At 56.2% G+C, this 22,737-nt stretch carries 21 protein-coding genes and 1 riboswitch; of the genes, 16 read left to right on the top strand and 5 right to left on the bottom strand.

All coding sequences use genetic code 11. The features are described 5' to 3' along the window. Positions 1 to 3: 3 nt before the first annotated feature. From KI367_RS20020 to rocF, 6 genes are all read left to right on the top strand, one after another. Entirely contained in the window at positions 4 to 603 is a 600-nt protein-coding gene (locus tag KI367_RS20020; RefSeq protein WP_036715672.1) for a TetR/AcrR family transcriptional regulator, read from the top strand. Between the two features lies 1 nt (position 604). Next, complete coding sequence (locus KI367_RS20015; RefSeq protein WP_246537134.1) at positions 605 to 1,288, top strand: YqeB family protein; 684 nt, start codon at positions 605 to 607, stop codon at positions 1,286 to 1,288. Between the two features lie 222 nt (positions 1,289 to 1,510). Beyond that, on the top strand, positions 1,511 to 2,134 hold the full coding sequence (locus KI367_RS20010; RefSeq protein ID WP_212951888.1) for a hypothetical protein: 624 nt from the start codon (positions 1,511 to 1,513) through the stop codon (positions 2,132 to 2,134). 135 nt (positions 2,135 to 2,269) lie between these two features. Continuing rightward, the gene (locus KI367_RS20005; RefSeq protein WP_036712809.1) at positions 2,270 to 2,596 is read left to right on the top strand and encodes a thioredoxin family protein; all 327 of its coding nucleotides are present in this window, start codon (positions 2,270 to 2,272) and stop codon (positions 2,594 to 2,596) included. A 274-nt stretch (positions 2,597 to 2,870) separates the two neighbouring features. Continuing rightward, positions 2,871 to 4,076 (top strand): ornithine--oxo-acid transaminase, encoded by a 1,206-nt coding sequence (locus KI367_RS20000; RefSeq protein ID WP_036712810.1) that lies wholly within the window; start codon positions 2,871 to 2,873, stop codon positions 4,074 to 4,076. A gap of 6 nt (positions 4,077 to 4,082) precedes the next feature. After that, on the top strand, positions 4,083 to 4,982 hold the full coding sequence (rocF, locus tag KI367_RS19995; protein ID WP_212951886.1) for an arginase: 900 nt from the start codon (positions 4,083 to 4,085) through the stop codon (positions 4,980 to 4,982). A 102-nt stretch (positions 4,983 to 5,084) separates the two neighbouring features. Here rocF and KI367_RS19990 read toward each other — a convergent pair whose 3' ends face one another. Continuing rightward, the gene (locus tag KI367_RS19990) at positions 5,085 to 5,462 is read right to left on the bottom strand and encodes a MarR family winged helix-turn-helix transcriptional regulator (RefSeq protein ID WP_052147143.1); all 378 of its coding nucleotides are present in this window, start codon (positions 5,460 to 5,462) and stop codon (positions 5,085 to 5,087) included. 668 nt (positions 5,463 to 6,130) lie between these two features. On the opposite strand from KI367_RS19990, the gene KI367_RS19985 reads away from it, so the two are divergent. From KI367_RS19985 to KI367_RS19965, 5 genes are all read left to right on the top strand, one after another. Next, a complete protein-coding gene (locus tag KI367_RS19985; RefSeq protein WP_212951884.1) occupies positions 6,131 to 7,426 on the top strand; it encodes a homocysteine synthase in 1,296 nt (431 codons plus the stop codon). Positions 7,427 to 7,667: 241 nt separating this feature from the next. Next, a complete protein-coding gene (locus KI367_RS19980; protein WP_036712813.1) occupies positions 7,668 to 8,825 on the top strand; it encodes a hypothetical protein in 1,158 nt (385 codons plus the stop codon). Positions 8,826 to 9,123: 298 nt separating this feature from the next. After that, positions 9,124 to 11,091, top strand: a complete 1,968-nt coding sequence (locus tag KI367_RS19975) for a heavy metal translocating P-type ATPase (protein WP_036712814.1) — start codon at positions 9,124 to 9,126, stop codon at positions 11,089 to 11,091. Positions 11,092 to 11,331: 240 nt separating this feature from the next. Then, entirely contained in the window at positions 11,332 to 12,273 is a 942-nt protein-coding gene (trxB, locus tag KI367_RS19970) for a thioredoxin-disulfide reductase (protein ID WP_212951883.1), read from the top strand. Positions 12,274 to 12,337: 64 nt separating this feature from the next. Further along, positions 12,338 to 12,574, top strand: coding sequence for a glutaredoxin family protein (locus KI367_RS19965; RefSeq protein WP_036712815.1), 237 nt, complete (start codon positions 12,338 to 12,340; stop codon positions 12,572 to 12,574). Positions 12,575 to 12,772: 198 nt separating this feature from the next. Here KI367_RS19965 and KI367_RS19960 read toward each other — a convergent pair whose 3' ends face one another. Then, the gene (locus KI367_RS19960; protein ID WP_373316247.1) at positions 12,773 to 12,976 is read right to left on the bottom strand and encodes a hypothetical protein; all 204 of its coding nucleotides are present in this window, start codon (positions 12,974 to 12,976) and stop codon (positions 12,773 to 12,775) included. Positions 12,977 to 13,210: 234 nt separating this feature from the next. On the opposite strand from KI367_RS19960, the gene KI367_RS19955 reads away from it, so the two are divergent. Both KI367_RS19955 and KI367_RS19950 read left to right on the top strand, forming a co-directional pair. Continuing rightward, on the top strand, positions 13,211 to 13,846 hold the full coding sequence (locus tag KI367_RS19955) for a bifunctional 4-hydroxy-2-oxoglutarate aldolase/2-dehydro-3-deoxy-phosphogluconate aldolase (RefSeq protein ID WP_036712817.1): 636 nt from the start codon (positions 13,211 to 13,213) through the stop codon (positions 13,844 to 13,846). A 150-nt stretch (positions 13,847 to 13,996) separates the two neighbouring features. Continuing rightward, complete coding sequence (locus KI367_RS19950) at positions 13,997 to 15,142, top strand: transglutaminase domain-containing protein (RefSeq protein ID WP_036712820.1); 1,146 nt, start codon at positions 13,997 to 13,999, stop codon at positions 15,140 to 15,142. Between the two features lie 67 nt (positions 15,143 to 15,209). Here the strand turns inward: KI367_RS19950 and KI367_RS19945 are convergent, their stop codons facing one another. After that, positions 15,210 to 16,673: an amino acid permease gene (locus tag KI367_RS19945; RefSeq protein ID WP_212951881.1), complete on the bottom strand. Its 1,464-nt coding sequence runs from the start codon at positions 16,671 to 16,673 to the stop codon at positions 15,210 to 15,212. Positions 16,674 to 16,805: 132 nt separating this feature from the next. Next, positions 16,806 to 17,015: riboswitch (Lysine riboswitch) on the bottom strand. A gap of 110 nt (positions 17,016 to 17,125) precedes the next feature. Then, positions 17,126 to 18,262, bottom strand: a complete 1,137-nt coding sequence (locus KI367_RS19940; protein WP_036712823.1) for a virulence factor — start codon at positions 18,260 to 18,262, stop codon at positions 17,126 to 17,128. Positions 18,263 to 18,479: 217 nt separating this feature from the next. Here KI367_RS19940 and KI367_RS19935 point away from each other — a divergent pair, with 217 nt between their 5' ends. Further along, on the top strand, positions 18,480 to 19,442 hold the full coding sequence (locus tag KI367_RS19935; protein ID WP_036712880.1) for an MBL fold metallo-hydrolase: 963 nt from the start codon (positions 18,480 to 18,482) through the stop codon (positions 19,440 to 19,442). Positions 19,443 to 19,529: 87 nt separating this feature from the next. Continuing rightward, the gene (locus KI367_RS19930; RefSeq protein ID WP_212951875.1) at positions 19,530 to 21,155 is read left to right on the top strand and encodes an ABC-F family ATP-binding cassette domain-containing protein; all 1,626 of its coding nucleotides are present in this window, start codon (positions 19,530 to 19,532) and stop codon (positions 21,153 to 21,155) included. A gap of 195 nt (positions 21,156 to 21,350) precedes the next feature. Here KI367_RS19930 and KI367_RS19925 read toward each other — a convergent pair whose 3' ends face one another. Further along, complete coding sequence (locus KI367_RS19925; protein ID WP_036712824.1) at positions 21,351 to 21,536, bottom strand: hypothetical protein; 186 nt, start codon at positions 21,534 to 21,536, stop codon at positions 21,351 to 21,353. A 180-nt stretch (positions 21,537 to 21,716) separates the two neighbouring features. On the opposite strand from KI367_RS19925, the gene KI367_RS19920 reads away from it, so the two are divergent. After that, positions 21,717 to 22,628, top strand: coding sequence for a cation diffusion facilitator family transporter (locus KI367_RS19920; RefSeq protein WP_281422520.1), 912 nt, complete (start codon positions 21,717 to 21,719; stop codon positions 22,626 to 22,628). The last annotated feature ends 109 nt before the right edge of the window (positions 22,629 to 22,737 follow it).

Below are 22,737 nucleotides of genomic sequence, written 5' to 3'. Positions count from 1 at the left end.
ATCATGAAAAAAAGGGAAGTGACCTCGCAGCAGCTGATCGAGGCGGCGACCCTGCTGTTTGCGAAGCACGGCATCGAAAAAACAAGCCTCGCCATGATCGCGGCCGAGGTCGGCATGACGAAACCGTCGATCTACTACCACTTCGCATCGAAAGAAGAACTGGTCGAAAAAGTGTTCGAATTTATGTTCAGCGACTATCATTTTGAAGCGTATTTTTCCGTGTCCGATTTCAACGAACGAAATTTTGCGGAGAAGCTCTATCAGGGAGGCCTACGCATGTTTCCGGAGGATGACGGCAATTTGCATGCAGCGATGCGGCTGCTCCACGAGTTCATGCTCACGGCCGGCCGCGGCACGCCTTACGGCGATCGCGTCGCCCGGATGCAGCAGGCGTTTTTGGACGGCTTTCGCGGGCTGCTGCAGCATGGGGCCGATCTCGGGGCGATTCCGCAGGAAAACGTGGAAGCCAAAGCCTATTTGCTGGCGCTTGCCATCGATAATATGACGAGCTACATGATGATGGGAATCCGACTGGACTATGAAACCATATGGAAGGAAGCGGTGAACAGCGTGTTCCGAAAAGGGGGAAATGTCATTGCATAACGTGATGGAATTTACGGAATTAGGGCTGACCCGGACCGATAAAACGGTTGTTTGGACGTTTTTCCCGGTGGCGGGTGCGGCAGTCGGGTGGTTTCTTCCGAAGCTTGCCCATTGGGCGTTAAAATTGCCGTGGGTTCCTTTCGAGGGCCCGCTCAAATTGGTATCTTCCCTTCAAGGGGGCTGGGTGTCGTTTGCCACGGCTGCGCTCGGAGCCCTGGTCGGAGGATGGATCTCGCTCGTGGCCATGAGGGAAACGCTGCAGATTCGCCTTTCCGATCAAGAGGTCAACCTGCGCATCCGCGGCAAGGAGCGGTCTTTTAAGCACGGGGAAGTGGCCGCCGTATTTGTGGACAATAAGCAGCTCGTTCTGCTGGGGACGGACGGCCAAGTGCTGTACCGGGAAAAACCGGAGACGAAGCGGAAGAAGCTGGCCGAGGCGTTTACCCGGCATGGCTACGATTGGCGGGAGCAAGACCCTTTCGAAGGCGAATATTCGAGATGGGTGCCCGGATGCCCCGACCTTTCGCCGAGCGCGAACGCGCTTTTTGCGGCGCGGGAGAAAGCGATCGGCAAAGACGAAAAAGAGGACGCGGAGGACTTGCGCCGGGAGCTTTCGAAATTGGGCGTGACGGTTCGCGACGAAGGAAAGCGCCAGTATTGGCGCATGCACGGGCGGAAGCCTTAAACCATGGCATCCAGGCGCCCGGGGGACGAAAATGGCATTGCGCAGAAGGCCCGTTTTCAGCGGGGCTGTTCCTTCGGCCGCTAACGCGGGTTATCAGCATAAAGATAACGGCGGCTGAATAAGCTTCTTACGAGCGGAAGGAGCGGAGGATGGGAGCATGCGCCCATGCGGGGCGCTGCCTGCGGCTTCCGCTGCTGCATCAGGGCGAAAGGAGCCATGCGTATGCTGTTGAACATGAGTATGCTGATTGTCTTCATTTATACGGTGTTATGCATCATGTACGTCCAGATGAACCGCCATTTGCTCGGAAATATGACCGGCACCGTCGTCGCGATGACGACCGGATTGATGTCGAATTTGACGATCGGCGTCATTCTCGGCATGGTGTTTGCCCAGAATCTGGTGCTGTCGACCGGAATTTCGATCGTCTTTTGCTTTGCGATCGGGTTCATGATCGGCAGGCCGCTCGGACTGCTTGCCATCGTGGAAGGAATCGGCGGGGGCATCATGGGCGGCGTTCACGGGGCGATGCTGGGGGAAATGATCCCCGTGCGCCAGTGGGACGCCATGCTGTTCATTACGGATGCGATGTACATCGCCGTCACGGCTCTGGTCATTTACCTGATTCAGGACCGCAAGCACCGCGAGGAACAACCCGCGGCGGCCGCCGTCAAGCCGGTCCGCACGTCTGCCCAAAGTCCCGCTCCCGGAGCGCCTGTGCGCTACTCGTTCTGGATGATCTACATCGTCCTCCCGGTCGTCGTGTTATGCGTCGCCGCCTGGCTCGGGCACAGCCCCTCCGGATGGGAGACGCCGTCCCCCGGTCACGACATGCATGCGATGTAGCCCTTTTGCAAACCCGGCCATAAAAGGCTAAAATAAGAGAACGGTTCGGGCTGTGACGAAACTCATTGACAGCTCCCGAACGGAAGCTTCTCGGATGAAGCCGCAAAAGACGCTGGGTAAAGGGGATTACAGAACATGGAACGAATTCAAACGCAGCAGCAATACGAAGAATTGATCAACCGCGACAAACTGACCGTCATCAAATACGATGCCAGCTGGTGTCCGGATTGCAAGACGCTTGACAAATTCCTGCCTGACATCATGGCGAAACACGCGGACAAAGAGTTTTACGCCATGGACGTGGAGCAGTTCGAGGAGATTACGAGCCAAAACGAAGTGCGCGGCATTCCGAGCCTTCTCGTATATAAAAACGGCGAAAAGCTGGCCCATTTGCACAGCAAATTCGCCAAAACGCCGGCCGAGATTTCCGAATATCTGGAGACGCTCGAATCCAAAAAATAACGTTCCGCCCTATGGCGGACGGGCATGACCGGAAAAGCACCGGTCTTCTACCTGCAAGCAAGCGGGGGAAGGCGGTGCTTTTTTTTGCTGTTCCCCATCATCTTTCCACCTTGTTCCACCCTGTTTCATCCGCCATAGGTAAAACTCCTCCCGCCAAAGACGGCGAAGCCGTTTGCGCTTGCGTTCTGAAATTCACGAATCATGAAACCGGCTTTCCGCCAATAAGATAGGAACGTAAGCAGGGCGAAAAGATCACATGATGGGATGTGCAGCTATGGCAACAACGGAGCAGGTACTGCAAATGATGGACTGTCACAGCGCAAGCAACTATCTTCCGCTGCCGATCGTGATAACCAAGGCGGAAGGAGTATGGGTAGAGGACGCGGCCGGCCGCCGTTATCTGGATCTGCTGAGCGCGTATTCCGCGCTGAACCATGGACACCGCCACCCTAAAATCATACAGGCGCTTAAGGAGCAGGCGGATAAAGTCACGCTGACTTCAAGGGCGTTTCATAGCGACGCGCTGGCGGCATTCGTGCGGAGGCTGGCGGAAGTCACCCGAAAAGAAAAAATCCTCGCGATGAACACCGGCGCGGAAGCGGTGGAAACCGCCCTCAAGCTGGCGAGGCGTTGGGCGTACAGGGTAAAGGGCGTTCCGGAGAACCGCGCGGAAATCATCGTCTGCGACGGCAATTTTCACGGCCGGACGATCACCGTCACCTCCTTTTCGACGGAAGCGGCGTACAAACGCGATTTCGGCCCCTTCACGCCGGGGTTCAAAAGCATCCCTTACGGCGATTTGGAAGCGCTCCGGGCCGCGATTACGCCGGATACGGCCGCGTTTTTGGTCGAGCCGATACAGGGCGAGGCGGGAATCATCCTTCCTCCGGAAGGCTTTTTGTCCGAGGCGTATGAACTTTGCCGTAAACGGAACGTCCTTTTTATCGCCGACGAGATCCAGACGGGATTCGGCCGGACGGGCAAAACCTTTGCCTGCGATTGGGAGGACGTGGTTCCCGACGTCTATATTCTGGGCAAAGCGCTTGGAGGGGGCGTCCTGCCGGTTTCCGCGGTCGCGGCCGACGGGGAGATCATGAACGTGTTCGAGCCCGGCTCGCACGGTTCGACCTTCGGGGGAAATCCGCTTGCGTGCGCGGTCGCGCTTGCGGCGCTGGACGTATTGGAGGAGGAAAAGCTGGCGGAGCGCTCGGAGGCGCTTGGGCGCATGTTTATGAAAAAGCTTACATCGATCTTGCATCCCGATATCGTTTCGGTCCGCGGGCGAGGCCTGCTGATCGGCATGCAGCTGTCGGTGCCTGCCAGACCGTATTGCGAAGCTTTGGCCCGGATCGGCGTGCTGTGCAAGGAGACGCATGAAACGACCATCCGGCTGGCGCCGCCTCTGGTCATTGCCGAGGAAGAACTCGACTTCGCGTTGAGCCGGATCGGGGAGGTATTTGCCAATCAAGGGAGGGCTTGAACCCATATGCCTGAGCAATCCATTTCCATCATCCGGGTGCCGTTCGGGCTCGGCGCAGGCCGGCCCGGCAGCGAACACGGCCCGGACAGCATCATGAAATTCGGACTCGCCAAAAAATTGGCGGGTCTCGGTTACGATGTCGAGGCGGATCGGTCCATCCGCCTGCCGGAGGGCGTCCGCTCGCCTGCCGGGACCAAAATGAAACATGTTCAGGAGGTTTTGGCCGTATGCACCCGGCTCGGCGAAGCGGTCTCCGAAGCGGTGGCAGACGGCCGCATTCCGCTCGTTCTGGGCGGCGACCACAGCATTGCCATCGGCTCCTTGGCGGGATTAACCCGGCATTACGGCAACATGGGCGTCATTTGGGTCGATGCGCATTCCGATCTGAATACCGAATCGACGAGCCCGTCGGGGAACATGCACGGCATCTCGCTAGCGGCAGGACTGGGGCTTACGCATTTGAAGCTGAAACAAATCGCCGAAGGCGCCGCCTCCTTAAAAGCGGAGCATTGCGTCATCATCGGCGCGCGCGATTTGGACCGGGACGAGAAGGCGCTTATCCGTTCCTGCGGCCTGACCTGTTTCACGATGCATGAAATCGACCGGCTCGGCATCGAGCAGGTGGTTCGGGAAGCGCTCCGGATTGCGGGCCAGGGGACCGACGGCGTGCATCTCAGCTTCGACATCGACAGCGTCGACCCGATCGAAGCGCCGGGAACGGGGACGCCCGTCCGCGGCGGACTCAGCTACCGCGAGGCTCATTTGCTGCTCGAGCTGCTCAGCGAGTCGGGGGCGGTCACTTCGGCCGACTTCGTGGAGGTGAATCCGCTGCTGGATCGCAACAACCAGACCTCGAAGCTGGCCGTGGAACTGATCGGCTCCTTATTCGGCAGCCGGATCCTGTAAAACCCAAAAACACCATTGGCCGGGGCAGCTTGCCCTCATCGATCCAATGGTGTTTCTTTTTTTGCATGTGTTTGCGTGCACCCGGCTGCCCGTTGGAACGCCTTATCGGGTTCCCCTGGCAGCTTTCATGGCGTCTCCCCGCTGGTATTCGATCAGTTCGCCCAGCTGGCGGATCGCGTCAAGCAGTTCGTGGGTCTCTTCGTTCGTAAAGCGTTCCACCGTTTCAACGATCCGCTCGGCGCTTAAGTCCGTGAGCTGCTTCAGCACCTGCATTCCTTTTTCCGTTATCGTAATGTTGACGTAGCGCCGGTCAGTTTCAGAGCGGTTCCGTTCGATCAGCCCTTCATGCACCAGCTTGTCGCAAATCTGCGTGATTGCGCTGGTCGTCAGGCCCGTCACTTTCACGATATCCGTACCGCGCTGGCTGCCGTTATTGTGCAGATATTGCAGAATAAACGCTTCGGTGGTGCTCAACTTCATCTGCCGGACAATCCCCGTGTAATCGATGAGACGAGGTAACCTGTCCATAAGTTCACAATATCGGTCTGCCAATTCTTTAGATGAAGAATGCAAGCTCATCACCCTCCTGCATATAACGGAATAATGGTTTTATATGTTTTCGGACCGGCTTGTATGGTTGTCGTCATGGTAGCCTTTTCACGACCGGACGTCAATATATATCAGTAATACGGGAATCGGGCCGATTCGTTGCGCTTGCAGGGAAATATTGCTTTTTTGCCGATATTCGCGGAGCGGGACTTGACAAAGGCAGGGCAAAAGCGCTATGATTTTTTCTGCACTATTGAAAGGTAAGCTTATTTAAAATAAGCCCTTACTAATCAAACGATAGAATTATGCATAAAGCTTCATATGGCATGATTCGATATCGGCAACTCTCTCTAATATTCTCAGGGTTCTTTTTTTAGAACAGCCGCCCAAGCGGCTGTTTTTTTTTGCATGCAGCCAAGGAAACCGATCGCGGAAATCCCGGTCTTTTGGCCGTTTCGGGCCGTAAATGAAACAATTCTCATTAATTTAATAGGAATTATCATTTTTTACCTTTTCAAACGCTGGGGAGTATGAGAAAATATAACCAAAAATTGACGCTAATGGCGATTGATTGATGCGAGAAAAGGGAGGATTTTACCATGTCCAACGAACGTCCATTATCTTTTGAAACCTTAGCCGTGCATGCAGGGCAAGAGATCGATCCAACGACGCTTTCCCGAGCCGTGCCCCTGTACCAAACGACGTCCTACGGATTCCGCGACAGCGAGCATGCGGCGAATCTGTTCGCGCTCAAGGAATTCGGAAACATTTACACGCGTCTGATGAACCCGACGACCGACGTGTTCGAGCAGCGGGTGGCTGCGCTGGAAGGCGGAGTGGGGGCCCTTGCGACCTCTTCGGGACAGGCGGCCATTACCTTTTCCGTATTGAACATCGCAGGAGCGGGAGACGAAATCGTGTCTTCCTCCACGCTGTACGGGGGGACGTACAACCTGTTTTCGACCACGCTGGCGAAGCTCGGCATCAAGGTGCATTTCGTCGACGCAAGCAATCCGGAAAACTTCCGCGCCGCGATCACGGATAAGACCAAAGCGCTGTACGCGGAGTCGATCGGCAATCCGAAAGGGGATGTGCTGGACATCGAAGCCGTGGCCCAAATCGCCCATGAAAACGGCATTCCGCTCATTATCGACAATACCTTCCCAAGCCCGTATCTGCTTCGTCCGATCGAACACGGCGCGGATGTGGTCGTCCACTCGGCGACGAAATTCATCGGCGGCCACGGCACGTCCATCGGCGGCGTCATCGTCGACGGCGGCAAATTCGACTGGGCGCAAAGCGGCAAATTCCCGGGCCTGACCGAACCGGATCCAAGCTACCACGGCGTCGTTTATACGCAAGCCGTCGGACCGCTGGCATACATCATCAAAGCGCGCGTGCAGCTGCTTCGCGACATGGGCGCGACGATTTCGCCGTTCAACTCCTGGATGCTGCTGCAAGGGCTTGAAACGCTGCATTTGCGCATGGAGCGCCACAGCCAAAATGCCCTGAAGGTGGCGCAGTTCCTGGAAAACCACGACGCGGTGGAGTGGGTAAGCTACGCGGGTCTTCCAAGCCATCCTTCGTACGAACTCGCGAAAAAATACCTGCCGAAAGGCCAAGGCGCGATTTTGACGTTTGGCATCAAAGGCGGCAAAGAGGCCGGACGCAAAGTGATCGAAAACGTCAAACTGTTCTCCCACCTCGCCAACGTGGGCGATTCCAAGTCGCTGATCATCCATCCGGCAAGCACGACGCATCAGCAGCTGTCCGAAGAGGAGCAGATTGCGGCCGGCGTCAATCCGGAAATGCTGCGCCTGTCCATCGGCACCGAAGCGATCGACGATATTTTATACGATCTGGAGCAGGCGATCGCCGCCAGTCAGCAATCATAATATAGAGGTTCAAAAGGAGACAACCGCTCGATGTTTCGAGCGGTTTTTTATTGGGCCCGGGAAGGGTCGGGCGGCCTCGGAACTTGTCATCCGTTGCGGTTATATTTCGCGCCCCCCGCTAATATGGTGTAAGGTAGGGCTCACTGCAAACGGGCTCATTTATCCGGGAAAAGAGGGTGGACTGCCAAACATGAGGAATGGTCGGTGTCAGAATAACTGCTGCCAAAGCGGCTCCTGCTCGATGTCTTCTTTTATGGAAGCGATTTATCCTGTTGACAGGCAAAATGACGGCATGTCCCTGCAGGATGAAGGGCAGGCGCGGGCATGCTCCTTGCCGGAGATTGCGTCGCTTGTAGAATTGGTCCGAATCGAGTCCATGACGAAAGAGGAGGCGATCCGCGCCGCCGACCCGTATTCGATCGGGAGCCTTTTGCGCGAGGCCGAGCCCTTTTCAGGAGATCAGGGCGATCTGGGGGCGCCGGAGCTTTTGCTCGGATGGTGCGACGATGCGCGCGGCATGGGCATTTTTGCCGAAGATTGGACGTATCCGCCGGAACAGGCCGAAGCGTTGTCCGGGACCGCCGGTTTGACGCTGCTGCGGGAGGATGATTGGCTTGCGCGCGGCCATTTGAAGGAGATTTACGAAGAGTGGATCATGCAATATGCCGGTCTCAGCGGGCGGCCGCACCCGAGCATCGCCTGCAGGGAACGTCTGCTGTACCGGTGGAAAGGGCATATGGAAACGGTGCTGCATCACTTGGACGAGAGGGTTTTACGCGTCGCGTTGATTTCCGGGCTCGATATTATGAAGGGACATCCGAGAGAAAAGGAAGCCCTCTCCGATTTAAGGGACATCCAGCTGGAAGCGTTATTCAGAGCCGCGCTGGCTTGCCACCGGCAGGGAATGGAGCATCGGATCGAAATTCTCGTTCCCCATACGTCCGACCCGGAGGCATGGAACCAAACCCATGAATTGATCGAGCGGGTGGCCGAGGAGACGTTGTGCCATCAACGCCGTGCCGTCTCATTCAGCATCGGTGCCTTAATGAATGCGGATATCGCCTGCAGCGCGGCGGCCGACCTTGCTAGAAGCGCGAACCTGCTTGTATTGGATTGCGGCGGGATCAGCGATCCGGAAACGCCATGGCCTGATGATGTCGTCGAACACATCGCCGCGCTTTCGGGTACGATTCGAAAAATAAGGCCGCGCCTCCTGCTGCGCGCGACAGGGCTGCGAAACACGGCCGATTTGCCGGCGGTTTACCGCGCCGGGTTCGCGGAGATTGGCGTTCCGGCGGAGCAGCTTCCCGCTTTCCGTCTGGCTGCGGCGCAGTGGGAAATACAGCAGAGGGCGGGAAGATCCTCAAGCTCCCAGAGCACCATGCGGGTTAAGGGATGATGAATTCGATACTGCATAAGGTGATTGCCTAAAACGGCATTCCCGTATGCAGTTTTTTTGTCTTTTCGTGAACAATGGGCCAGAATATGGGTTTACTTTTTTGCCGGTCCGGCATATAATGCAAGTATAAAGTTGTATGTAGGAAAAATAATTGTATTAGTGCAAAAATGATTATCATTCTCAATGGGACGGTCCCCGTCCTTCATGAAAACATGCTGCTCCGGCTGGTCTGGAGCAGCATGTGCTGTTTTAAGGGCAGTAATAATGTTTTTCATTCTCAAACAGGAAGGTGATTACGATGGAAAATGTACAAAAAATCGCGGCCAAAGCCATAAAAGAGCTTCCTTCATCCGGCAGCGCCAATGCGCCGAATCCGCACCGCAGAAGACGCATCGATCTTCGGAGCATGCTGCTGAACAAGGAAATGCAGGCGGCCATACTCAGCGGCTTGCTTATGATTGGCGGATGGGCGTTCGGCCATGTTTCGGCCGGAATTTCGGTGCTCTTATATATCATGTCCTACGCGGCCGGGGGATGGCTGAAAGCGAAGGAAGGCGTCGAAACGCTGATCAAGGAGCGGGAGCTTGACGTGAACCTGCTGATGGTCGCGGCGGCGATGGGCGCCGCAAGCATCGGCTACTGGAACGAAGGCGCGATGCTGATCTTTATATTCGCCTTAAGCGGCGCGCTGGAAAGTTACACGATGGAACGGAGCCGGAAGGATATCTCTTCCTTGATGGCGCTCAAACCCGAGATGGCGCTTCGGATCGAAGACGGAAGGATGGCCCTGGTTTCGATCGATGAGCTGAAGGTGAGCGACCTGATCTTGGTGAAGCCCGGCGAGCTTATTCCTGCGGATGGCATCATTCAGAAAGGGAGCTCGGCCGTCAACCAGGCCTCCATTACCGGCGAATCGGTGCCCGTCGACAAAGCCGAAGGCGATGAGGTGTTTGCCGGAACGCTGAACGGGGAGGGCGTGCTGTATATTGAAGTGACGCAAACCTCGGATGCGACCGTATTCGCAAAAATCATCCGTCTGGTGGAAGAAGCGGAAAACGAGGTTCCGCAATCGGAACGGTTCATGCAGCGTTTTGAAGGCATTTACGCACGGATCGTCGTGGCGGCCACGCTTGTCATCATTTTTGGGGCGCCGTTCGTCCTTGGCTGGAGTTTCGGGATGTCTTTCTATAAAGCCATGGTTTTCCTGGTCGTCGCCTCGCCTTGCGCGCTTGTCGCTTCGATTATGCCGGCCCTGCTGTCGGCGATCTCCAACCGGGCCCGCCGCGGCATCCTGTTCAAAGGCGGAGCCCACATGGAAAACATGGCGCTGACCTCCGTCGTTGCCTTCGATAAAACCGGCACGCTGACGGCCGGGGAACCCCAGGTCACGGACTTGATTGCGGCGGAAGGGTATGACCGCCTGGACCTGCTGGCCGCCATCGCATCGGTGGAACAGCTGTCCGAGCATCCGCTCGCCAAAGCGATCGTTCGCCAAGCCGAAATCGAGGGCGTCGAGACGCTCCCGGCCGAGTCGGTCACTTCGGTGACGGGCTGGGGGATGGAAGGCATCGTGGCGGGCAAAACCTGGCGGATCGGCAAAACCGACGTGCTGGATCGTTTGGACGACCGCGCGGAAGCGGAGCGTTGGAAACGGCGGCGGAGCATCCTGGGCGGCGAAGGCAAAACCGTGTCGGTCGTTATGGACGGAGAGCGGGTAGCCGGACTTGTCGCTCTGCAGGACGTGGTGCGTCCTCAGGCCATCGCCGCGGTTCGCAAGCTTCAGGCGATCGGCGTGAAGGTCGCGATGCTGACCGGCGACCGCGGCGAAACGGCGCAGGTGATCGGCCGGCAAATCGGCGTCGACCTGATTTATTCCGACCTGCTTCCGGAAGAAAAGGTGAAATACGTGAAACAGCTGCGCGAGGAACACGGCCATGTCGTGATGGTCGGCGACGGCGTCAACGATGCGCCGGCGCTGGCCACGGCGACCGTCGGCATGGGGATGGGCATGAGCGGCAGCGGCACGGCGCTGGAGGTGGCCGACGTCGTCCTCATGAACGACAACATCGAGGAAATTGCCGGGACGATCAAGCTTGCCCGCCGCGCGCGCCGGATCGTCAAGCAAAATATGGTATTTGCCATCTCCGTCATCGTGCTGCTGATGGCCGGGAATTTCGTGACGGGCATTGCGCTTCCGCTCGGCGTGGTCGGGCATGAAGGGAGCACGATCCTGGTCATTTTGAACGCGCTGCGTTTGTTGAGATAAATGTCGGAAATTCCCGCATAATGAGCTCCCGGGCCGTCTGGCCGGGAGTTTTCCCTTTAAATAAAGGTTAACAATCGGTTTGAACCCATGTATACTAGTTCTATTGACATTCGTGTCCATTTATATGATAATAATTATCAAATAATAATCATTTTAATTAGTACACTACAAGTGATCCTGGTAACGTCCCGCTTTGAAGCGGACTACTTTCCGGGCACTGCAAGCTTGGAGGGAATCTTTATGTATAAATCCGTAATTATCGGTACAGGACCTGCGGGTTTGACCGCAGCCATCTATTTGGCGCGCGCCAACCTGAACCCGCTCATTATCGAAGGACCGCAGCCTGGCGGCCAGCTCACGACGACGACCGAAGTCGAGAACTTCCCGGGTTTTCCCGACGGCATCATGGGACCGGAACTCATGGATAACATGCGCAAGCAAGCCGAACGTTTCGGAGCGGAATTCCGCACGGGATGGGTCAACGGCGTGGAACTGGGCGGACGCCCGTTCAAACTTGACGTGGAAGGCATCGGCCAAATCGAAACCGAAACGCTGATCATTTCGACCGGCGCGACGGCCAAATATTTGGGCATTCCGGGCGAGCAGGAAAACGTCGGACGCGGCGTCAGCACTTGCGCAACCTGCGACGGCTTCTTCTTCCGCGGCAAAGAAATCGTGGTTGTCGGCGGCGGCGATTCGGCGCTGGAGGAAGCAGGTTTCTTGACGCGTTTCGCATCGAAAGTGACGCTGGTTCACCGTCGCAACGAGCTGCGCGGCTCGAAAATCATGCAGGACCGCGTGCGCAGCAACGAGAAAGTGGAATGGGCGCTCAACCGCACGCCGATCGAGGTTGTCGCCGACGAGCGCGGCGTGCAAGGCTTGAAAGTGCGCAATAACGACACCGGCGAAGAGGAATTGATCGAAGCAAGCGGCGTATTCGTCGCGATCGGCCACCATCCGAACACGGGCTTCCTTGGCGGACAAATCACGACCGATGCCAACGGATATATCGTGGTGCAGCCGGGCACTTCCGAAACGAACATTCCGGGCGTATTCGCCTGCGGCGACGTTCAGGATACCCGCTACAGACAAGCGATCACGGCCGCCGGCAGCGGATGTATGGCAGCGATGGATTGCGAAAAATACATCGAAAGCCTGGAGCATCATACCGCCGTTCTTTAATGGCTTGAAATATTCAGTACGTGATGGATTTTTATATTCAGATTTGACGACGAGGTGACATTCCATGGAAAAAGCAATCGTATATACCAGCACTAACTGCCCGCACTGCCGTCAGGTGAAAAGCTATTTGGCGGAAAAAGGCGTGGAATACGAAGAACGCAACATCGAGCAAAGCGATGAATTCGCCCAGCAGGTATGGGATATGGGCATGCGTGCCGTTCCGGTTACCGTCATCGGCGAACACCGCATTCTCGGCATGAACAAACTGCAGTTCGAAAAGGCTTTGAACGGGCAGGCGTAACGTTCGGCAAACTCAGACCTTTCATCCGTAGAGCAGTCTATGGATGAAAGGTCTTTTTAGATGAACGGCACAAAGGATCCCGCAATAAAAAAGGGAGTCGCGTTTGGTTCGAAAACCAGCGTGATTCCCTTTTTTAAAAGCCATATTTCGTTCGATCGGAAAAACGTTCGCGGCCAAACGTTCAAAAAGCGAGCGCATTCAAAATAAAAATTTCATGACGATCTGAAAAACAAGGTAAACCGCCACGCCGGCCGCGATCAGCAGCAGCCCGGCTTTTTTCTTGCCCTGGAAAAACCGGAGGATCGCCAAGCTGAAAAGAGGCGCAATGATGATCAGAAACAGCAACACGGTCACGAACACTTCGGCCGATATATTGGAAGTATCCACGTAAGTCACGGACATTCGCTCCATTCATCAATATGGATCAAGCTGAACAACAGACAACCCGGATTTTTGCAAAATCCTCAACATTTCTATTATACCGGAATTTGCCGGAGATTTCCGCTGCAAACGGCCGAAAAATGTTGCGATTTTCCGACCGTTGACGTCTTTTGGATTTTCTCGCCTACAGAAGGGAAACCGCCTCAAGCCTGCGAATTATGTTTAATAGAGAAGAGGATAGGGGGCAAGCACGACATGAAATTAATGGGCGAGCTTTTATCTTCCCGGCTGGTGGCCATCGTCAGGGGAATTACGCGGGACGAGGCAAGGGTGGCGGGGGCGGGCCTCGCCGCCGGCGGGGTAAAGCTGATGGAAGTGACGATGAATACGGAAGGGGCGCTGGATATCATCCACGATTGGCGCTCGTTATATAACGGCCAAGCTCGCATTGGGGCGGGGACGGTGCTGAACGTGAAGATGGCCGAAGAAGCGGTATCGGCCGGAGCCGAATTTTTGATCTCTCCCAACGTGGATTTGCACGTCATCCGGTATGCGCTCGAGCAGGGGATCGACATTTGGCCGGGAGCGATGACCCCGACCGAAATCGTTACCGCCTTCCACGCGGGGGCCGAGGCCGTAAAGCTATTTCCGATGGCCAGCCTGGGTCTCGGATATTTGCGCGAAATCCGCGCTCCGCTCAACCATATTCCGCTGATCGTGACCGGCGGGGTGTCGCTCCAAAATATCGCGGAATATTATGAGGCAGGCGCCAGCGCGGTCGGCATCGGAAGCTCGCTGCTGCCGAAAGACGCCTTGGCGGCGGGAGACGCGACCCGGATCGCCGAAAGCGCAAGGGCCTTCGTGCAGGCAGCATTTAAGCCGAATCCGTGAATGACGGATATAACCTGATGCGGGCAAAAGATCAGCCAAATACGCAGTCATATATGTTCCATCATAGGAATAGAGTCAATTCGGAGGGCTAAAAAGCGGCTCGTTGTTACCCGGACAAATATGCCTATTGTAGAGAAGGGAGGGGACTGTATGAGATGGAAGCGGGGATCGGCGGCCAAAATGCTGCTGACCGGCACGCTCATCGCAGCGGTAATACCCCTTTGTATCGATTGGGAGATGGTTTATGCATCCTCGACGACATCAGGCGCCAGCGTGGTCAAAACCGACCAGGAGCTGCAAAACACGCTGCTGCGCGCGATGAATCAACGGCTCGGGCAAATTCAATTTGTTTATCAAGGGAAAACGAATCAGCTCAAGGGGCAGCTGAAACAGGCGCTCGAAGAGGCGCTTGAAAGCGATCCGTACATGAACTATACCATCGAAAGTTACGGTTATTCTTACAGCGGCAGCTCGAAGTCGGCGAACGTGAGCGTTCAATTGAGCTACCGGGAGACGGCGGCCCAAACGGCATATGTCTCCCGGCAGGTCCGGAGCATTTTGGGCGATATGATCAAGCCGGGGATGAACGACCACGAGAAAATCAAGGCGATCCATGACTGGATCGTGCTTCATTTGAAATACGACGAAACGCTGCAGAAATATACGGCTTACGACGGACTGAGCTCCGGCAGCACGGTTTGCCAGGGATACTCCCTGCTAGCTTATAAGATGCTGAAGGATGCGGGCATCACGAACCGGATCGTGGAGGGAACGGCCACGCCGCGGAATACGGGGGTGAGCCAGCTTCATGCATGGAACCTCGTCTTGCTGGACGGGAAATGGTACCATCTCGACACGACTTGGGACGACCCGGCGCCGGACAGGAAGGGAGAGATCGGATTCGGATATTATCTTCGCACCGACGCGCAGATGAAAAAGGACCACGCCTGGACGAAAAGTTATCCGGCCGCGAATACGCCGTACCGGGATACGCTCAAGCAGCTGATCAGGCAGAACGACAGCCGCAAAGGCTTCTACAAGAAGCTGGAGCGGGACCTGGAATACCAGCTTTACGATCCGTCGCAGATCGTCAGCTCCAGTGCCCAGCTGAGGTCCAAAGCGCAGGCCGTGATCAAGCAGGGGGGACGCTCGCTGTTGTTCCGTTATCACGGAAGCAAGGAAGCTTTGGTGGATGATCTGCAGGATCTGTACCGGCTTGGCGTCAATTCCATCTCATACGTGGAAAGCGGACTGGATGAAACGGAGGACTTGCGGGTATACGTGACCTGGAAATAGCATACGTTAAAAAAAGATCCCTCCCGGACTGCACGCAGCAGAAGCGGAAGGGATCTTTCTCGTTTCATTATCGGTTCGGCCGTTCGTGCATCGTCAAGTCGCATTCCTTCAGCGGAATCAATTTGCTGCCTTTGACCCATTTGTATCCGAGCCAAATCACGATAAACAAAGGGACGCTGACGTAGGATACCAACAAACCGTACCAGTCGATTTTCGAACCGGTGAAGGCGCCCGTATTTTGGCCGGCGATGGCGACGATGCACAGGATAAAGGCAAATATCGGGCCGAACGGGAACCATTTGGCGCGGTAAGGCAGCTCGTCGAGCGAATGCCCCTGCGCGATGAAGGCGCGGCGGAACCGGTAATGGCATACGGCGATGCCGAGCCAGTTAATGAAGCCGCACATGCCCGAGGCGTTCAGCAGCCAGTTGTACACGACGCCGTCCCCGAACAGGGAGGCCAGGAAAGCCAGCATGCCGATCAGTCCGGTCATGATCAGCGCGTTGATCGGAACGCCGCGGCTGCTCAGCTTGCCGAATATTTTCGGCGCGAGCCCGTCTTTGGCCATCGCGTACAGCACGCGGGTCGAAGAGTACATGCCGGAGTTGCCTGCGGAAAGCACGGAGCTCAGGATGACAGCGTTCATGACGGAGGCGGCGAAGGCGAGCCCGGCTTTTTCGAATACCAGCGTGAACGGACTGACGCCGATGTTGTTCAAGTCGGTTTTCAGCAGGTTCGGGTTCGTGTAAGGGATCAAAAATCCGATGACCACGATCGCCAAAATATAAAACAGCAGGATGCGCCAAAAGACTTGTCGGATGGCCCGCGGCACGTTGCGCCGCGGGTCTTCGCTTTCTCCCGCCGCGACCCCGATCAGTTCGGTGCCCTGGAACGAGAAGCCTGCGGCCATGAACACGCCGATAAAGGCGAAAAATCCGCCATGGAACGGGCTGCCGCCCAGATTGAAATTGCTGAAGCCGACGGGTTTGCCGCCGAAAATGCCGAAGATCATCATGACGCCGAGCACCAGGAACAGGATGACCGTGGCAACCTTGATAATCGCAAACCAATATTCCGATTCGCCGTAACCTTTCGCGGATAACGCGTTGAGGGCGAACATAAGCGCCAGGAACAAAAAGCTCCAAAGCAGCGACGGGGAATTCGGGAACCAGTATTTAATAATGACGGTGGCTGCGGAAAGCTCGGCCGCAATCGTGACCGCCCAGTTGTACCAAAAGTTCCAGCCGACCGCAAAACCGAAAGCGGGACTTACGAAACGGCTGCCGTACGTGCTGAACGAGCCGGAGTCGGGCATGTAGGTCGCCAGTTCTCCAAGGCTTGTCATCAAAAAATAAACCATAAGTCCGATCGCGGCATAAGCCAGGATGGCTCCGCCGGGACCGGCCGAAGATATCGCGCTCCCGCTGGCAAGAAAAAGTCCGGTGCCGATCGAACCCCCGAGGGCGATCATCGTCATGTGGCGGGCTTTCAAGCTTTGCCTTAGGGAATTCGCAGGTTGTTTGCTGCTCATGAGTGTAAAACTTCCCTTCTGTATGATTTCGTTATGATCATGGAAGGGGATAAACCAGCCCAAAAAGCCCGCAGGGCATGGAATGACCTGCGGGCTGTATGCTTGTCCTCTGGCTTCCGCATCCGTGCATCCATGAAAGATAGCTCAACACGGCCAAACGGCATTCTTAAGCGATGCCGGTTCAGCCGCGACAGTTCTGTCCCTTTCGGGTACAGCCCCAGCATGGCCGTCGATCGGAACGGACCGCCACACTTCGGCGAAAGCGCCCTTCACGGCAGATCGTCGGCGGTTCCTTGCGCCTCCCTGCAGCTACTCATCGCTTTCGCAACCTCTACCTCACCTTTGCAGGATGAGGTTATCTTTACGTTTTCAATTGCTTTTCTATAGTAAAGCAATGCGAAACGTATGACAATAGATATATATGGTAATGCAGCAATAAATCGGCGGGCCGGTCAGGAACGGTTGCGTTTGGCCATTTGCTGCCACACGGTGCCGGCGGCCTGTTCGCCGGATTCGATCCGCTCCAGCGCCATCCGCGCCTGCAGGCTGACCTCGAACTCGGGATCGTCGACCGCTTCCTTCAGCGCGTCTCTGGCGTCCTCCGTTCCGACCTCGTACAGGAAACGGGCGGCCCGCCAGCGGACGATTTTGCTCGTGTCCTTAAGCAGAGCCTGCATGGCGGGCGTTGCCGCCGGATCGCCGATATCGGAGAGCGTATCCCCGGCCGTGCGGCGCACGGTAGGCGAGCTGTCCTTCAGCGCTTCGTACAGCAGCTCCATCGCTTCGGGCGTGCGGATGTCGCCAAGATAAACGACGGCAAGGCGCCGCGTCTGCATTTTCTCGTCGTGGAGAGCCTGACGGAGCAACGGAAGATGCTTTTCCGCCGGCGTCATGCCGTCCAGCGCCGCATAACGGACGCGCCAGTCCGAGCTGTTCATCGCTTCCTTGAGCTCTTCGTCGGTCAATTCGCGCCGCTGCTCTTCGAATTCCTCGCTGCTGGCCCCATGGGCGATCGCTTGGGCGACGACCTGCTTCAGGCGCTCTTCGGGGAATGCCGCTTCCAGCTCCTGCTCAACCTCTTTGGCGATTGTCTTCAGCTCCCCGTAACGGACGCCGTAATCCTTCAGCTTGCGTTCCTTGATCATGGTCGTCGCGGCGACCTCCATCACCGCATCGGTGAATCGCTGGGAAAGCGCCAGACGTTCTTCCTCCATGCCGAATTTGACGCGAATCTGCATCGGAATGCCGCGGAAAAACTGGACCAGCACCTCGGCTTCGCCAAAATGCTCGCCGGCTCCCGCTTCGTCCTCCAGCGCGGCGTTTTGCACGCCTTCCCGCCCGAAGCGTTCCTGCACCTCCCCGAGAATGGCCGACCAGTCGGCATTGCCTTTGCGTTCGAGCGCCACGAAATCCAAGGTGTGGAACACGCTTTTTACGCCTTCGATGTGCAGCATTTCCCGGATCCAGGCCGGGGCCGATCTTTCGTTTTCGAGCGTATATGTTTTGCGGATTCCGGGCTCCAGGCTTTCATCCAGGTGAAGTTTCATGGAGTTCGGACTCGGCGTCGGTTCGATGAATTTTATTTTCATGGGATACAAACCTCCTTCAAGGTAACGGCCATATCAAATATTTCGCCTCATGAATAAGTGTACCTTACTTCGCGATAAACAAAAACCTTTTGCCGCAGGTTCGGCCCCAAAATTTTCAGGAGAGCGGCAGCTTCGGTCAACCGCCTTGGCTGGAAAAAGGCGCCATGTTCAGGGTAAAATGGAAGGGATGAGCCTGAAGGAGAAGGAGGGAGAACATTTGCCCAAAATTCGCTATAAAAATATGGACGATGTCCGGACGGACCATTCCGTGCAGGAGTTCAGGCAGTGGCGAAAGGAACGGAGAGGGAAGAAAAAGGATCTCGCCTTCCGGGTACCCAGCGTGCCTCCCGACATCGAATATCTTCAGGGAAACCGCCGCGAACCTACGATCACGTGGATCGGGCATTCGACGTTCCTCATTCAATACGAGGGCTTGAACCTGCTGACGGATCCGGTATGGGCCAACCGGATGGGACTGGACCGCAGGACCCTGGATCCGGGAATCGCCATCGGCGACATGCCTCCGGTGGACGTGATCCTGATCTCGCATTCCCATTATGACCATTTGCACCTGGCTTCCATACGGAAGCTGTATCGTGAGGGTACGACCTTGATCGTTCCGGCCGGGCTGCGCGCCAAAATGGTCCGCAAAGGCTTCCGGAACGCCATGGAGCTGGGCTGGTGGGAGCAGACGGCCGTCGGCGGCGCGAAGATCACATTCGTGCCCGCCCAGCACTGGACGCGGCGGACGCCTTTCGACACGAATACCTCGCATTGGGGCGGATACGTGCTCGAGCCTGCCGCGGAAGCACGGTCTGCGGCGGACTGCGATCCGGACCCGCCGAAGCGGACCCTGTACTTTGCCGGCGACAGCGGATATTTTCCCGGATTCCGAGAGATCGGAAGCCGCTTCAAGATCGATGCGGCGATGATCCCGATCGGGGCGTACGAACCCGAGTGGTTCATGGCGACGCAGCACGTCAATCCGGAGCAGGCGGTGCAGGCTTTTCTCGATGTCGGGGCGAAAACGATGATCCCGATGCATTACGGCACGTTCCGGCTTGCGGACGATACGGCGCAGGAGGCGCTGGAGCGGATGGAGGCCGAGCGGAAACGGCTAGGCATCGCCGAGGAACGCATCCGGGTGCTGAAATGCGGGGAGACGATGCGGGTCAAGTAAAGCCTAAGCGGCAAAAACTCCCCTTTGCGGGGGCATTTTATGCTATAATGTGCTGAAGCCTATTAGTGAAAGGGATGGTAATGCTTAATGATCAGTACAAGCGGCGTGACGCTCCGTTACGGAAAGCGCGCACTTTTTGAAGATGTGAATATAAAATTTACAGCGGGCAACTGCTACGGCTTGATCGGCGCAAACGGCGCCGGCAAATCGACCTTCCTCAAAATTTTGTCCGGCGAGATCGAGCCGAATTCCGGCGAAGTTCATATGACACCGGGCGAACGGTTGGCCGTGCTGAAGCAGAACCACTTTGAATATGACGAATATCCGGTTCTTGAAACGGTCATTATCGGCCATAGCCGCCTCTATGAGATCATGAAGGAAAAGGATGCCTTGTACGCCAAGCCCGACTTCTCCGAAGAAGACGGCCTGCGCGCGGGCGAGCTTGAAGGCGAATTCGCCGAACTGAACGGTTGGGATGCGGAAGCCGACGCGGCCGCGTTGCTGATCGGTCTCGGCATTACGCGCGAGCTGCACGACAAAAAAATGGAAGAGCTGAGCGGCAACGAGAAGGTGCGCGTGCTCTTGGCCCAGGCTTTGTTCGGCCGCCCGAACAACCTGCTGCTGGACGAACCTACGAACCACTTGGACCTCGAATCCATCCAGTGGCTTGAGAACTTCCTGATGGATTATGAAGGCACCGTCATCGTCGTATCCCACGACCGTCACTTCCTGAACAAGGTATGTACGCATATTGCGGATATCGATTTCGGCAAAATCCAGCTGTATGTCGGCAACTACGACTTCTGGTACGAATCCAGCCAGCTGGCGCTCCAAATGCAGCGCGAATCCAACAAGAAAAAGGAAGAAAAGATCAAGGAACTGCAGGCGTTCATCCAACGCTTCTCCGCCAACGCCTCCAAGTCGAAGCAGGCGACTTCCCGGAAGAAGCAGCTGGAGAAAATTACGCTGGACGACATTCGTCCGTCCAACCGCAAATATCCTTTCATCCACTTCAAACCGGAGCGCGAAGCCGGCAAGCAGCTGCTGACGGTCGACCGCCTGACCAAAACGGTGGAAGGCGAGAAGGTGCTGGACGATCTGAGCTTCGTCGTCAACAAAGGCGACAAGATCGCGTTCGTCGGTCCGAACGGGCTGCCGAAATCGATGCTGTTTGAGGTGTTGATGGGCCGCACGGAACCGGATTCCGGCGAATTCTCTTGGGGGGTTACGACTTCCCAGGCGTATTTCCCGAAAGACAACTCCGAATATTTCGACGGGGTCGATCTGAACCTGGTCGAATGGCTGCGCCAGTATTCCAAAGACCAGGACGAAACCTTCCTGCGCGGCTTCCTTGGCCGGATGCTGTTCTCCGGGGAAGAAGCCCTGAAGAAAGCGAGCGTGCTTTCCGGGGGCGAGAAGGTGCGCTGCATGCTTGCCAAAATGATGCTGAACGGCGCCAACGTCCTGCTGCTGGACGAACCGACCAACCACTTGGATCTCGAATCGATCACTGCGCTGAATAACGGGCTGATCGATTTCGACGGAACGATCCTGTTCACGTCGCATGACCATCAGTTCATTCAGACGATCGCCAACCGGATTATCGAGATTACGCCGACCGGCATCATCGATAAGGTCATGACCTATGACGAATATCTGGAAAGCGAAGAGATCAAGGCGCTCCGCGAAAAAATGTATCCGAACGGCCTGTAGGCCGGCGGCGATGCCGTATATCGAAAAAAGCTGCTAACCCGCCCGGGCGGTCCTCTGTTTTCAAACAGGGGCTGTCCGGCGGGGAGCAGCTTTTTTTTCGTTCATAGAAATTCTATACTTCGGGGTCCCCGCAAAGCCCTTCGAAAAAAAATAATTGCAACGGGTTCGCTTTGTGGGGGAGTTTTCCGCCATGGCTCAAGAGCCTCCGGTGCGGCGGCGCTGGTTGTTCGGCTTTTTATTGTTTTGGCTTTTCATCGCCTGCGGGGAATTTCCTTGAAATCCACCGGGCTTAAACGATTGGTTCTGCTGTTTTTTCTGCTCCAGCTTGGCGCGGATGGCGTCAGCCAGGCTGACCTTCTTCTGCTCTTTGCTTTCGGACATGGGCAGGCCCTCCCTAAGGTTTATCGTACCTAATTCTATCCGTTTTTGCGGCTCCCCACAAGAGATGTAGCGCATAAAACCTCTTTGCCCGCTGCAACTATGTTTCTCTAGACCCACCCGGGTGGTATTTGATAGGATAGGAAAAGACTTTTTGGAACCCATGTAAAGGTGGCTTCGAAATTGGTGAATATCTATGACGATATACGGAAAGGGGAGCGGGGAGCCTGGATCAGCATCGCGGCTTACTTGCTCCTGTCCTCCTTCAAACTCGCGAGCGGTTATTGGTTTGCGTCCAGCGCGCTGCTTGCCGACGGTTTTAACAACGTGACGGATATCGTGGCCTCCCTGGCCGTGCTGATCGGACTGCGGATATCCCGGAAGCCGCCCGACTCCGACCATGCTTACGGGCATTTTCGGGCCGAAACGGTCGCGGCGCTGATCGCTTCCTTCATTATGGCGACGGTCGGGATCCAGGTGTTGGTCGATGCCGTACGATCCTTGTTTGCCGGCAAGGAGACGCAGCCCGATCTATGGGCCGCCGGAATTGCCGTGGTGTGCGCGGTATGCATGTACGGCGTGTATCTGTACAACCGGAGATTGGCGAGGCAGATTAACAACCAGGCGCTTATGGCTGCGGCCAAGGACAATTTGTCGGATGCCCTCGTCAGCATCGGAGCGGCGGTCGGCATCGTCGGGGCCCAATTCGGGCTGCCTTGGCTCGACATGGTTGCGGCGATCGCGGTCGGCTTGTTGATCTGCAAAACGGCTTGGGATATTTTCAGGGATTCAACCTACCGGTTGACCGACGGCTTCGACCAGGCGGAGCTGAAGGATCTTCGCAGCGCCATCAGCCGCACGCCGGGCGTGGAAGGCATCAAGGACGTCAAAGCCAGGGTACACGGCAACCATGTGCTGGTGGATGTGGTGATTGAAGTGGACCCTCATTTGAGCATCATCGAAGGGCATCGGATCAGCGACGAAATCGAGGACCGGCTGACGGATATGCATAATATCATGAACGTCCATGTCCATGTGGAGCCGAAGGATTTGGATGTTTTGGAACCGGGGCGGCATGGTGCCGTCAAAAAATAGAAGTTATGCGGGCGCCGGGTTGCCGGCGTTTTGTTATTCAACCGGAATAGAATTTTGGGCCTTTAGTCCTGTGAATATCTAAACCACGAATGGGAAATTTGTGAGAAAA

It is taken from the genome of Paenibacillus cookii, assembly GCF_018333375.1.
GTDB classification, from domain to species: Bacteria; Bacillota; Bacilli; order Paenibacillales; family Paenibacillaceae; genus Paenibacillus_AQ; species Paenibacillus_AQ cookii.
This window is presented reverse-complemented; position numbering and strand designations above follow the sequence as displayed.